This is a genomic window from Nitrospirae bacterium YQR-1, from assembly GCA_039908095.1.
GTDB lineage: Bacteria > Nitrospirota > Thermodesulfovibrionia > Thermodesulfovibrionales > Magnetobacteriaceae > Magnetomonas.
In genome coordinates this window covers 133,246-146,854 of record JAMOBJ010000001.1, presented here as the reverse complement: position 1 = coordinate 146,854, position 13,609 = coordinate 133,246, and the positions used below count along the sequence as shown (strand labels likewise).

General features: G+C 41.4%; 10 protein-coding genes. All 10 read left to right on the top strand.

Translation table 11 applies throughout. The annotated features are described in order from the left end of the window. The first annotated feature begins 1 nt into the window (after position 1). The 10 genes from prfB to H7844_00685 all read left to right on the top strand — a co-directional run bounded on the left by prfB (position 2) and on the right by H7844_00685 (position 13,542). Positions 2-1,109 (top strand): peptide chain release factor 2 gene (gene prfB / locus H7844_00730; protein MEO5355807.1). Its coding sequence is split into 2 segments (ribosomal slippage): positions 2-64 and positions 66-1,109, totalling 1,107 coding nucleotides; the frame shifts between segments, so codons are not numbered across the junction. A gap of 246 nt (positions 1,110-1,355) precedes the next feature. Next, a complete protein-coding gene (dnaA, locus tag H7844_00725) occupies positions 1,356-2,687 on the top strand; it encodes a chromosomal replication initiator protein DnaA (GenBank protein ID MEO5355806.1) in 1,332 nt (443 codons plus the stop codon). A gap of 19 nt (positions 2,688-2,706) precedes the next feature. After that, positions 2,707-3,813, top strand: a complete 1,107-nt coding sequence (dnaN, locus tag H7844_00720) for a DNA polymerase III subunit beta (GenBank protein ID MEO5355805.1) — start codon at positions 2,707-2,709, stop codon at positions 3,811-3,813. Between the two features lies 1 nt (position 3,814). Then, positions 3,815-4,732 (top strand): HAMP domain-containing histidine kinase, encoded by a 918-nt coding sequence (locus H7844_00715; GenBank protein MEO5355804.1) that lies wholly within the window; start codon positions 3,815-3,817, stop codon positions 4,730-4,732. 7 nt (positions 4,733-4,739) lie between these two features. Further along, positions 4,740-5,204, top strand: a complete 465-nt coding sequence (locus tag H7844_00710; GenBank protein ID MEO5355803.1) for a chemotaxis protein CheD — start codon at positions 4,740-4,742, stop codon at positions 5,202-5,204. Between the two features lie 58 nt (positions 5,205-5,262). Next, the gene (gyrB, locus tag H7844_00705) at positions 5,263-7,683 is read left to right on the top strand and encodes a DNA topoisomerase (ATP-hydrolyzing) subunit B (GenBank protein MEO5355802.1); all 2,421 of its coding nucleotides are present in this window, start codon (positions 5,263-5,265) and stop codon (positions 7,681-7,683) included. A gap of 36 nt (positions 7,684-7,719) precedes the next feature. Then, on the top strand, positions 7,720-8,778 hold the full coding sequence (locus H7844_00700) for an AccI family restriction endonuclease (GenBank protein ID MEO5355801.1): 1,059 nt from the start codon (positions 7,720-7,722) through the stop codon (positions 8,776-8,778). Beyond that, positions 8,771-10,324: an SAM-dependent methyltransferase gene (locus tag H7844_00695; protein MEO5355800.1), complete on the top strand. Its 1,554-nt coding sequence runs from the start codon at positions 8,771-8,773 to the stop codon at positions 10,322-10,324. The genes H7844_00700 and H7844_00695 overlap by 8 nt, the downstream gene beginning before the upstream one ends. 4 nt (positions 10,325-10,328) lie before the next feature. Continuing rightward, positions 10,329-12,755, top strand: coding sequence for a DNA gyrase subunit A (gene gyrA, locus H7844_00690; protein ID MEO5355799.1), 2,427 nt, complete (start codon positions 10,329-10,331; stop codon positions 12,753-12,755). 124 nt (positions 12,756-12,879) lie between these two features. After that, entirely contained in the window at positions 12,880-13,542 is a 663-nt protein-coding gene (locus H7844_00685) for a hypothetical protein (GenBank protein MEO5355798.1), read from the top strand. Positions 13,543-13,609: the final 67 nt, after the last annotated feature.

The following is a 13,609-nucleotide window of genomic DNA, read 5'->3' as shown; positions in this document are numbered from 1 at the left end:
TATGATTGGGCTTGTAGAAATAAAAGAGAAAATTAAGCCGCTGGAACTGAAATTAAATCATCTCAGAGGCTATCTTTGAGGTGGAAAACCTGCTTAAGGAAATATCCGATATAGAAATTCAACTGGGTATAACGGAAAACTGGTCCAGCCATGAAAAGGTCTCTGAGCTTAAAAAAAGACAGTCCAGAGTTCAGGACATAGTTAGGTCTTTTCTTGATGTGGAAGGCGATGTCAACTACCTGATGGAGTCTCTTTCAATACTTGATGAGGAGGACGGCCAACTGTTTGTAAGTGAGTTTGAAGAGAAACTAAACAGCACGGTAGAGAAAATAGATTCTCTTGAGTTAAAGCACCTTCTCAGTAGAAAGTTTGACGACTGTAACGCTATTGTGGAAATTCATCCAGGAGCCGGCGGCACTGAAAGCCAGGACTGGGCACAGATGCTGATGAGGATGTACTTACGATGGGCCGAACTTAACTCATATAAGGCCGATATCGTTGATTTATTAAGCGGTGATGAGGCAGGCATTAAAAGTGTCATGATAACATTTACCGGGCCCTATGCCTACGGCTACCTGAGCTCTGAAATAGGAGTACATAGGCTTGTCAGAATCTCCCCGTTTGACACCAACAAAAGACGGCATACATCATTTGCCGCAGTGCTGGCCTATCCTGAAATAGAAAAAGACATCGAGATAGAAATCAAAGATGATGACTTAAGAATTGACACATTCAGGGCATCGGGGGCGGGAGGACAGCATGTTAATAAAGTCTCCTCCGCCGTAAGAATCACACACTTGCCCTCTTCAATTGTAGTTTCTTGCCAAAATGAACGCTCTCAGCATAAAAACAAGGAAAGAGCCATGAGAATTCTTAAATCAAGACTCTATGAGCTGCAGGTTGCCAGGCAGGAGAAAACACTTGACGGAATAATCGGAGATAAAAAAAATATCCAATGGGGAAACCAGATTCGTTCTTACGTACTTCACCCCTACAGATTAATAAAAGACCACAGAACAGGTTATGAAATGGGTAATGTTAACGCTGTGCTTGACGGTGAAATAGGTTCCTTCATTAAGGAGTTTTTACTTTGGAGAAAAAATGCTTAATCCTTCTATTACTATTTATATAAAGAAAACAGCAGTAATAGTAGGTGGTGTTAATTTGTTGAGAACCTGCTGTGGCCACAGATTTAATGCCTGCTTATGGTGTTTGGTTTGTTGTTGGGAATTTAGCAGTTTTTACACACTTATTAACAATTTAAAATTATATTTAAATATTAACAATATACTACCGATTTTTGAAAGGAGTTATTTATAAATTATTAACAATTGTTGATAATTTGTTAAAAACTTATGGATATTGAAGAGATTTGGCAGAGGGTACAAGGCGTTATACAGGAATCCGTGGGTAGTTCGGCATTTGAGCTGTGGTTTAAACCTGTAAAGCCGCTGGAAATCAAAGACAACAGAGCTGTGTTGTCGGTTCCCAACAGATTTTTCAGGGAATGGATAGAGGACAATTACCCTAATCTATTTAACAAGGCATTGGAAAACGTACTTTTGAAACAAATGAGTGTTGTTTTTAAAGTAGATCAGGGGCAGTCGAACGAGCTTTCAAAAAAAGACACTATGATGCAAACCCGCCGGACTAGATTAGCCAACAGGGGAATTCATCTTAATCCAAAATATACTTTCGATAACTTTGTGGTAGGCCCAAGTAACCAGTTTGCCCATGCAGCAGCCCTTGCTGTTTCGGAGTCACTGGGAAAAACATATAATCCACTTTTCATTTATGGTGATGTCGGCTTAGGTAAGACACATCTGATAAGTGCAATCGGCAACATGGTTATAGATACCGACCATAATGCCGCTGTTATGTACGTATCATCGGAGCAGTTTACTAATGAGGTGGTCTCTGCCATAAGGCACGAAAAGATGGGCGAATTAAAAGACAAGTACAGGGGACTGGACGCCCTCCTTATTGACGATGTACAATTCATAGCAAATAAAACTCAAACTCAGGAGGAGTTTTTTCACACTTTTAACGCCCTCTACGAAAAACAAAAACAGATAATAATTTCGGCGGACAGACCTCCAAAAGAATTGACTTCAATAACAGACCGCCTTAAATCCCGTTTTACAATGGGATTAATTGCAGATATTCAACCTCCGTCTGTGGAGCTGAAAGTTGCAATCTTACAAAGAAAAGCGGAAGCGCAGAAAATTTTCCTGCAAGATGATATGGCCTACTATCTTGCCACGCGTATTCGCTCTAACATAAGAGAACTGGAGGGCTGCCTCATTAAATTAGCCGCTAATTCCAATCTGACAGGAAATCCTATAAATATTTCCATGGCAAAGAACGTCTTAAAGGATGTATTTGTTGATGATTTTAAACCAATAAGCATTGAGTATATACAAAAAACAGTTTCTGAGTATTTCAACATAAAACCAATAGACATAAAGGCTAAAAAGCGTACCAAAGAGGTGACAGTTCCCAGACAGGTGGCTATGTATATTATAAAAAAGCTGACGGATTTATCTCTTGGCGATATAGGAAAGTCCTTTGGAGGAAAAGACCATGCTACGGTTATTTATGCCTGTAAGCAAGTTGAGAGCAAAATTGAAAGTGACGAAAACTTCAGCAAAGTTGTGGATCAATTGATAAACAGAATAAAACCATAAACCTGGGAGGTAAACGGGTATGAATTTTAAAATAGACAGCTCTGAGCTACAGAGAAAGCTCTCAGACATCCAGAGCATTATAGAGAAAAAGGCGACCACGCCTGTACTTAGTAATTTTCTGCTAAATGTGGAAAATGACGGGAGCACTATTTATGCAACTGACCTTGACATGGCCATAAAGGAGCCGGTAACGACGGCAAGTGTGGAAAAACCAGGGAAGTTTTGCCTTCCTGCAAAGAAACTATATGAAATCGCCCGCGAGATAACAGGTGAGATAGCATTTGAAGAAACTGAAAACAACTGGGTAAGTATTAAAGCCGGCAAGAGTTACTTTCGTATAGCAGCTCTGGAAAGTGAGGAGTATCCCCAGTGGCCTGAAATCGAGCAGGATAAGCAAATTGTAATTAATGCCCATAAGCTCCTTGGCATGATTGAAAAGACGCTTTACAGCGCTGGAGAGGCTGACCCCCGTTACACTTTAAACGGGGTTTTGTTTCACATCTTTGGGGAGCAAAAAAAGATGCTGCTGGTTGGTACCGACAGTCACAGGCTTGCTGTTATTGAAACACCTATAGATGTTCCTTTTACAGATGAATTAAAGCTTATAGTGCCGCGCAAGAGTGTAACTGAATTAAAGAAATTCTTAACCGGCATAGACGGTGAGATATCTTTTGACCTCTCTCAGAACCACATCAGATTTAATCTTTTTGAAAAAGAGTTTCTTACCAAACTTATAGAGGGTTCATACCCCACATACGATCAGGTAATACCAAAAAATAATGATAAAACCGCTACAATAAACCGTGAGGAGTTCATAACAGTCTTAAAGAGAGTCTCAGTAATAAATCGTGACAAAAGCAAGATTATAAAGATAGACATAAATGAAAATGAAATGGAAATATTTGCTACCGACCCTGAATTGGGTGAGGCGCGTGATTCCATGGAGGTCAATTTTGACGGCGAAGCCATTAATGTCGGTTTTAATTCGAGGTACCTGCTGGAGTTGCTCTTAAGTATGGAAGCTGAAAATGTAGTTGTTAAATTCCTGGACAGCCAAAATCCCACGCTTTTTATGGAAGAGGGCACTGAGAACTACAGATGTGTTATTATGCCTGTGAGGATATAATATGATGAAACAACTGACAGATGCCGAGCTTATAGAGGAATTAAAGAAACGGTTTGGGGAGAGGGAAAAGGCGATTTCCGATATACGTATAATGACCAAAAAACTTGAGGAGGTTAATTTAAGGCTGCAAGAGTCCGAGTCGCTCAGGAGTAATTTTCTGTCAAATATAAAAAATGAAATTAACAACCCCATGACCTCCATTCTGGGTTTTTCCGAGCAGCTTTATAAAAAAGCCTCACACATGGAATGTGACGATATCACACTGATGGCACAGTTGATTCACGAGGAGTCATTTGTGCTGGATTTCCAGTTGAAAAATATTTTTATGGCCGCCGAACTTGAATCAGGGGAGACTACTCTGACCCACGTTATGGTTGATATCGTTTCTCTCGTTTCAGACGTCATTGATTCCTTTAATAACTTAGCGGGAAAAAAAGGTGTTAAAATTTACTTCTCTCCGCTTGTTGATGATGCTGCAGAAGGAGACGGCAGACAGTTGTTTTTTGTAACCGACTCTGAAAAGCTTCATCTGATACTTACAAATCTGATAAGTAATGCAATAGAATTCAACAAACAGGATGGTATTGTAGAGATAAGAGTTTCAAAGAAAGAAGCTAAACTGCACATTGAAGTAAAAGACTATGGTATAGGGATACAAGACAAGAATCTCCGGGCGATATTTGACAGATTTGTACAGGTTGATGTAGGAACAATGAAGTCTCACAGGGGGCATGGCCTGGGTTTAAGCATAATAAGGACCCTTGTTGACCTGCTTAATGGTAAAGTAACGGTTGAGTCTGAGGTGGATAAATGGACTCTGTTTACAGTAATTTTGCCGGAGCTGGAGGGTCAGATTGAGCTGGAGTCTTTCTCCTCTGATGGTAATGATTTTCTTTTTGACGATGCGCAGCAGTTTTAATATATAGATGAACGAACATTTTTTATATCCGGGAACTTTGCTTGCCGATAGGTCCCCCTATGCGATAACCACAGTGCTGGGCTCCTGCATCTCCGTATGCTTGTGGGACATGCAGCTTAAGTGTGGCGGGATGAACCACTACCTGCTTCCGCTTTGGAACGGGGAAGGGCTGGCCTCTCCCAAGTACGGAAACATTGCCATTATAAAACTCATTGAGAAAGTGGTATCGTTTGGCTGTAACAGGAGAAACATTCAGGCAAAGGTTTTTGGCGGTGCCGCAATAATGCAAAACTCCTCCGGGCTCTTAAATGTCGGCGAGAGAAACATAATGATAGCCCAGGACTTGCTTGCGGAGGAAAAGATTATGATAGCAGGCTCTGACATAGGTGGCAACCAGGGGAGAAAGATAATTTTTAATACTGAAACCGGTGTTGTTTTAGTTAAAAAGGTGCAAAAAACAACAAGCGGCTGATTTGTGCTGATAGTTAATTAGTAATGTAAAAAAACAATGGTAACACAGGGGTGGATTAATGGAAAATAGCCGTGACGACGTGGTCTCAAATGGTACTTCCGCAGCAGGGGATGTGTCGTATGAGGCTGAGTCAATACAAATATTGAAAGGTCTTGAAGGGGTACAGGCAAGACCGGCTATGTATATAGGATCAACCGGCATAGAGGGTCTTCACCATTTGGTTTATGAGGTGGTTGACAATAGTGTTGATGAGGCACTTGCCGGGCATTGCACAAACATAGAGACGACCCTTCACCATGACGGCAGTTGCACGGTCATAGATGATGGGCGGGGGATTCCTGTGGAGGTGCATCCGGGGGACCCTAAAAAGCGTACTGCTGCAGAAATTGTTTTGACGGAGCTTCACGCCGGGGGCAAGTTTGACTCTAAGGCATACAAAATCTCAGGTGGACTTCACGGAGTGGGGGTCTCTGTGGTTAACGCCCTCAGTGAGTGGCTTGAGGTTGAGATAAAAAAAGAGGGTAAAGTATATCAGCAGCGGTTTGAGCGTGGTAAGCCCGCCTGTGGACTTACCGTTGTAGGTGAGACGGAAGTGAGGGGTACAAAAATCACTTTTAAGCCGGACCCTAAAGTTTTTGAAAACACGGAGTTTAGCTTTGACACCCTTGCTCAGCGATTAAGAGAGCTGGCCTTTCTTAACAAAGGGCTCAGTATTTCCCTGTCGGAGGAGAGCTCCGAACGGCGGCATACGTTTCTCTATGAGGGCGGCATAGTGTCCTTTGTTGAGCATTTAAATAAAAACAAGGTTACAGTTCAGGACAAACCCCTTTATATATCGGGGCAGCGTGAAGGCTGCCACGTGGAAATTGCCCTTGAATATAATGACGGTTACACAGAGCTCATATACACCTTTGCCAATAACATAAACACCCGTGAGGGCGGCACTCATTTGACGGGTTTTAAGGCGGCTCTGACCAGAACCGCCAACGCTTATGCCGGAGCCGCAGGACTTATGAAAACGGGTTCCCTCTCAGGCGAGGATGTGCGTGAGGGCCTTACTGCTGTAATAAGTGTAAAAGTGCAAAATCCCCAGTTTGAGGGGCAGACAAAGATGAAACTGGGTAACACCGAAATTAAGGGCATAGTGGAGTCAATAGTGAATGACTCATTGGGGAAGTACTTTGAAGAGAACCCATCAACGGCTAAGAAAATAATAGAAAAATCCATACAGGCACTGCGGGCACGGGATGCGGCCCGGAAAGCCAGGGAACTCACACGCCGTAAGGGTGCCCTTGAGGACTCCGGCCTTCCCGGCAAACTTGCCGACTGCTCGGAAAAAGACCCGGCACAGAGTGAGATTTACATAGTGGAGGGTGACTCCGCCGGAGGTTCGGCAAAGCAGGGGCGAGACAGACGCTTTCAGGCCATACTGCCTCTGCGGGGTAAGATTTTAAATGTCGAGAAGGCACGCTTTGATAAGATGCTTTCCTCCGAGGAGATTCGTATCCTGATTACAGTCCTTGGTACAGGCATCGGCTCTGATGAGTTTGACATCGCCAAGCTCAGGTACCACAGAATCATCCTGATGACTGATGCAGACGTGGACGGCGCCCATATCAGGACTCTTCTGCTAACCTTCTTTTACCGCCAAATGCCGGAAATTATAGAGCGCGGATACCTCTATATCGCACAGCCCCCCCTCTACAAAGTAAAAAAAGGTAAAACCGAGAAATACGTACAAAACGACGGGGAACTTCAGGACATGCTTTTTGAGCTTGCCGTTTCCGAGCTTGAGACAACAATAAAGGGGTCAGAACTCAGAGGTAAAACCCTCCTGCCGCATTTCAAAAGGCTCATGTCTTATGAAAAGCTAATCGAATGGCATGTAAGAAGACAAAGTGACAGTGATTTGCTCAGATACGTGCTGAAATTTAAAAATCTGGAGGATACGTTAAAAGACGAGGGAAAGCTCATGGATTTTCTTGCCGTAATAAAAGATATTTACAAGGATACAGAGTGGAGTGAGATAGTGTTTGACAAGGAGCACATGAGTTATTCAGTAAAACTGCAAAGGCAAAATAAGGGTTTATCACTCAGTCTTAATTATATAAAATCACCGGAGTATAAAGAGCTCAGGAATTATCATGCGATAGTGGAAGACATGGGAGAGCCGCCGTATGTTATAAGCCATCAGGGGGTTGACCATGAGTTTGGCAGCCCAACGGAGGTTTTGGAGTTTGTAATGAAAATAGCAAGAAAGGGGCTTCACATACAGCGGTATAAGGGGTTGGGGGAGATGAATCCTCATCAGTTGTGGGAGACAACGATGGACCCGCAGCGGAGGATCTTCCTGCAGGTTACCATAGAGGACACGGTACAGTCAGACGCTATATTTACAATTTTAATGGGAGATGCCGTTGAGCCCAGAAAAGAGTTTATAACCAAGTACGCTCTTGATGCAAGGAATATTGATGTATAGTTTATTCAATAAAGTCAGGATAAATTTTTGATGAATATGTACAAAGATGATGTTCTTGATTTGATTAAGAATTCGCCGCTGGATATTGATACCGAAATACAACTGAGCGGTCGCCCTCCAACGATGGCAAGCTCAGAATTTCTTACAAACAAAGAACAGGGCGACTGGGCGGAAAATATTGTTTTTAAGGCAATCAATGAATATTCAAATGATTATTTTGCTGTTGAATATGGCCACTCTGAATCAATAGCGTCGGGTAATGATGGGTTTGCTGACTTTTATAGAGAATATCAAAATGAACTTAATGTTATAGGGAAAAGGCCTGATATTCTTCTATTTAAGGTTACTGATTTTCCTAACAGAAACATTGATATAGAAAATGATGAACACATAAGGCAATCGGTTGCCGCTCTTGAGGTAAGGTCAAGCTCGTTTTTAGCGGATAAATATTCTGTATTCATGCGTGAAAGGCAACAACAAGCGATTAATAAATGCACAGACATTAGAAACACAATTTTAAATACTGATTTGGGTAATCTATTAAGGCGTAAAAACGAAACCATTTACAATCTACTGTTAAACGCTACTGATGACACTTTTAGAGAATTAGACTTTCGGTGTCCATCATGGTCATTAACTAATCAACTGACAGATTTAACAACATTATTGAAAGATTTAAAAGAAAATATAAAAATATTGCATAAACGTGATTATTTAAGCATTACGCCAAAAATAGAGGATATTGCTCTTGTCAACAGATGGATACAAAATTACAATGTTAAACATTTCTATCTACAGGTATTTTTTGATAAAGCATATATAATATCCTTTAAGAATATTCTAACATTGATCTCAAGCGATAACAATGACGGCAATAATTTCTCGATAGAGAGTGATATAAAAAATCAAGGCAAAACTACGATAAAGATAAATGTACAAATTGGAAGGGAAATAATTGGAAAGATTGAAATGCCTGAACATAAATCGGCTATGAAGGAGTTAGACAGAGGCCGTCTATTATTTTATGTCACATTTAAAGGTGGAAAAGGATATCTCGATAGCGATGTATTTGTAAGGGACGTTATCAATGCTTGAATCAAAATACATATCGGAAACTCCTATAAAACATCGGAAAAATTATAGCCAGTTCTTTACTCCTAATCCTGTTGCGCGTCTTTTGGCAGAATGGGTTATGCAAGATAATCCAGAAATCATATTGGATCCGGCATTTGGTTTGGGAGTTTTTTATGATGAAGTAATGAAAATTAATTCAGGAAAACAATCGCTATTTGTTGGTTATGAAATTGATAACCATATTATTGCGTATCGGAACCATAATAGAAACAGTATGAATCTTCAAATTATCAATAACGATTACCTTGAATCTGAAGTTGGGTCTTTTGATGGGATAATTTGCAACCCGCCATATATGAGATTTCAAAAGTTTCTTAACCGCCACAATGTGCTGCCAAAAATTGAGGAACAAATAGGGAAGAAACTTCTTGGGTATTCTAACATCTCCTCTGTTTTTCTTATGAAAGCCTTAAAAGAACTTAAAGTAAATGGTAATTTGGCTTTCATTATGCCTTTCGAGTTTTTTAATACCGGCTATGGTAATGAAGTTAAGGGAAGTCTGCTTGAGAATCATTTGTTAAAGCAAATAATAATATTTTCAAATGAAAAAGAAATTTTTCCGGATGTAACTACAACAGTCTGTGTGCTTCTTTGTAAAAATGACGGGAAAGAAGAAGCTGTAAAAATTACACAAATCAAAGCCAATGAGGAAATTGATAAAATATCTGATATTAGTAATTTCTATCAGCGTAAAATCAACACATTGGATTTGCCATATAATAAAAAATGGACACCGATTATATTATCATTATTCATAAAACAACAACCCTCAGATAGTTTCTGTAAATTATCTCTATATGGCACATTTACGAGAGGTATTGCTACCGGCGCAAATGATTTTTTTGCTCTAACAAAATCAAATATTAAAAAATTAAAAATAGATGACACTAATCTATGTAAATGTATTACAAAAAGCCCACAAATAAGAAAAGCAGTATTTAGCGACAATGATTTTAATGCACTCTATAATGCAGATAAAGCTGTTCATTGTTTAGATGTAAAAAACCACGAAAACCATGAAATTAATAATTATATAAAAGAGGGTGAAAAGAAGGGATATCATGAAAGGTATCTTACAAAAAAAAGAAATCCATGGTATAAAATTGAACAAAGAAATCCTGCTCCAATTTTGTTTGGTGTATTTAACAGAGGCCGTCTAAAAGTAATAAGAAATTTTACGACAGCGATTAATTTTACATGCTTTCATTCTTTTTATCCAAATATGTTTGGTGAACAAATTATAAACAAATTGTTTGTGTATTTACTCAGTGATATAGGTCAGAAGATAATACAAACGAATAAAAGAAGTTATGGTGATAACTTAGATAAATTTGAACCAGGTGATCTAAATAATAGTTTCTGTCCATGCCAAAATCAATTTGAATTACTTGATGAGGGAGAGGCAAAGAAGGTGATTGAAACTGCCAAAACTGATGAGGTCTTGGCAATCCGAATGAGCAATGAACTGATGGAAAGAATAATAAAACCCATAAATAAGGAAAAGTGAGACAATGTCAACAATAGCGATAAGCGTAGAAGAGGAGATGAAGGTAAGCTACCTGGATTACGCTATGAGCGTAATAATAGGCAGGGCGCTGCCGGAGGTAAGAGACGGTTTAAAGCCGGTGCAGAGGCGTATTCTTTATGCGATGTTCAGAGAGGGGCTGCTCTCAAGCCGGCGGTATTCCAAGAGCGCCGGTGTGGTCGGGGAGGTGCTGAAGAAGTATCATCCTCACGGGGATAGCTCCGTATATGATGCGTTGGTGCGCATGGTTCAGGACTTTAACATGAGGTATCCGCTGGTTGACGGGCAGGGTAATTTCGGCTCCATGGACGGCGACCCTGCTGCAGCCTATAGATATACCGAGGCGCGGCTTGCTAAGATTGCCGAGGAACTGCTTAACGACATAGATAAGGAAACCGTTGATTACATCCCCAATTTTGATGAAACCACGGAGGAGCCGGTGGTTCTACCGGCAACCGTTCCCAACCTTATCATAAACGGGGCCTCAGGCATAGCGGTCGGTATGGCTACAAACATTCCTCCGCACAACCTTGGCGAGGTAATAGACGCCCTGATATATCTGCTTGAAAACACAGATTCCGACGTTCAAACCCGTGATTTAATGCAGCACATAAAAGGGCCGGACTTCCCGACGGGAGGTATTATTTTTGGCCTTCAGGGGATAATCAATGCCTATGAGACAGGCAGGGGACAGATAAAGGTACGTGCAAAGGCTAATTTTGAGCAGCGTTCCCGCGGCGGGGAGAGTATAATCGTGACGGAGCTTCCGTATCAGGTTAATAAAGCTCGTCTTATGGAAAAAATAGCGGAGCTGGTGAGAGAGAAGAAAATAGAGGGGATTTCCGACTTGAGGGATGAGTCCGACCGTGACGGCATCAGAATGGTGATAGAGATAAAACGGGATGAAATGGCTCAGGTGGTTTTAAATAATCTGTATAAACATACGGCTATGGAATCTACCTTTGGAATAATAATGCTGGCGCTTTCCGAGGGGCAGCCAAGAGTGATGGGGCTTAAGACCATTTTAAACCATTTCCTTAAGCACAGGCGTGAGATAGTGATACGCCGCACGCGGTTTGATTTAAGAAAGGCGGAGGAGCGTGCCCATATACTGGAGGGGCTTAAGATTGCGCTGGATAATCTGGATGCGATAATCACGCTCATCAGGGCGGCTCAAACCCCTGAGATAGCGCGGCGCGGCCTAATGACTGAGTTTCCACTGTCTGAGATACAAGCCAATGCAATTCTTGAGATGCGTCTGCAGAGATTAACCGGTCTTGAGCGGGAAAAAATAGTAAGTGAGTACAACGATGTCATAAAGGAGATAGAGCGTCTGAGGGCAATTTTGGCAAGTGAGGCCCTCATTGCCGGGATTATAAAAAACGAGCTGAAGGAAATCAGGGAAAAGTATGCCGACAAGAGGCGCACTGAGATTGTCTCCGACATTTCAGAGATATGCGCCGAGGACTTAATCACTGTTGAGGAGATGGTGATAACGGTTTCCCACAACGGCTATATAAAGCGCAATCCACTGTCTGAGTACCGGCGGCAGAGGCGCGGTGGCAAGGGCTCAATCGGAATGGAGACGCGTGAGGAGGACTATGTCAAACAGTTGTTTATAGGCTCTACGCACGACCATATCCTGTTTTTTTCAAACCTTGGGCGGCTTTACTGGTTGAAGGTTTACCAGATACCGGAGGCCGGGCGGGCGACAAAGGGTAAGGCCATAGTGAACCTGCTTCAGTTACAACATGGTGAAAAACTGGCCACAGCACTGCCTGTTAAAGGGTTTCAGAGCGGATATCTTATGATGTTTACAAAAAAGGGTATTGTAAAGAAAACTCAACTGGCTGAGTTCAGTAATCCCCGCAGCAAGGGGGTTATAGCGATTTCAATAGATGATGACGACGAGCTGATTGCTGTAAAGATGTCAGACGGGAAATCTGACGTGATAATAGGGACACAGCTGGGACACGCTATCAGGTTTAACGAGGAAGACGTTCGTGATATGGGGCGTGGTGCAAGAGGGGTTATCGGCATACGCTTAAAGAAAAAGGATGCAGTAGTGTCTGCTGATGTGATAGATGAACGCTCAACCCTGCTGACTGTTACGGAGCTTGGTTATGGCAAGAGGACAAAAGCGGCAGGCTACAGTGCTCAGAGCCGCGGGGGGCAGGGGGTTATATCAATAAAGATAACAGAAAAGGGCGGCATGGCGGTAGGCCTTATACAGGTTCGTGATGAGGATGAGATAATGCTTATCACAAAGGCGGGCAAGCTGATACGCACACCGGCTGAAAACATACCGGTAACCGGCAGAAACACCCAGGGCGTCAGAATTATGGATGTAGGCCCGGAAAACATGATAGTCGGAATTGGAAAATCCGCTGAAAAGGATAAATCGGAGGTCTGAGATAAATATATTGGTATTTAGCCTTTTTTTATTTTGAATATCATCCAAAAATTAATTTTAACTTAATGTCTAAAGTTACTTGATTTTTTTATTCAGATATGTTAGTGTAAGTATTACGATGTTAGTGTTTGACAGAATAAGACGTGATGGTATAAAAGCTGGCACTATAACGCTTGCTTTCAGGTACTGGGATACGTTTAAGTTTCTTAAGGGTAAAATCTACAGGGCTCAAAATGTGGGTTATCTCCGGGTTTTGGATGTTAACTTTAAAGACCTTATGGATATAACAGAGGAAGAGATCCGGTGTGCCGGTTACGAGACTTTTGAGGATTTTCGTCACCATTTTATGAAGGCCCTTGATTATGATGCTGATTATAACTATGAAACAGAAAGAGCGGTAAGGATTGAGTTTGAATATCTTGGTGAGAACATCGAGGATTATCAGAGGGCTATGGGCAATATAAAGGAATCAGATATTTTCAACATAAAAGAGCAATTGCTTATACTGGAGCAGAAAAGTTTTAAACCCTGGATTGCAAAGACGTTACAATTGCTTAAACAGCAGGGGCATGTGCGTTTTAAAGACCTTGAAAAACCGGTTGACATACCACCGGATATGATTAAAATGTTTATGATTAAGTTGAAACAACTGCAGCTAATCTCCAGCAGCGAGGCCCAGGGCTACTCCATAACCCCGCTTGGCACTAAGGTACTCAAGCACTTAAACAGCAGATACAATGATATCCATGAGTTAACAGAAATCGTCAAGGGTGATGATACATATTAGCTTGTTACATTGAAACCACTTGCCATTGCTTTGTGCACTAACATATTTTCTATAGTTATCTTCAAAA

Bases quoted from the DNA above. Each gene is read 5' to 3' on its own strand.
- gyrA (MEO5355799.1), top strand. From the start codon at position 10,329: ATGTCAACAATAGCGATAAGCGTAGAAGAGGAGATGAAGGTAAGCTAC.
- H7844_00695 (MEO5355800.1), top strand. From the start codon at position 8,771: ATGCTTGAATCAAAATACATATCGGAAACTCCTATAAAACATCGGAAA.
- H7844_00710 (MEO5355803.1), top strand. From the start codon at position 4,740: ATGAACGAACATTTTTTATATCCGGGAACTTTGCTTGCCGATAGGTCC.
- dnaA (MEO5355806.1), top strand. From the start codon at position 1,356: ATGGATATTGAAGAGATTTGGCAGAGGGTACAAGGCGTTATACAGGAA.
- H7844_00700 (MEO5355801.1), top strand. From the start codon at position 7,720: ATGTACAAAGATGATGTTCTTGATTTGATTAAGAATTCGCCGCTGGAT.
- dnaN (MEO5355805.1), top strand. From the start codon at position 2,707: ATGAATTTTAAAATAGACAGCTCTGAGCTACAGAGAAAGCTCTCAGAC.
- H7844_00715 (MEO5355804.1), top strand. From the start codon at position 3,815: ATGATGAAACAACTGACAGATGCCGAGCTTATAGAGGAATTAAAGAAA.
- gyrB (MEO5355802.1), top strand. From the start codon at position 5,263: ATGGAAAATAGCCGTGACGACGTGGTCTCAAATGGTACTTCCGCAGCA.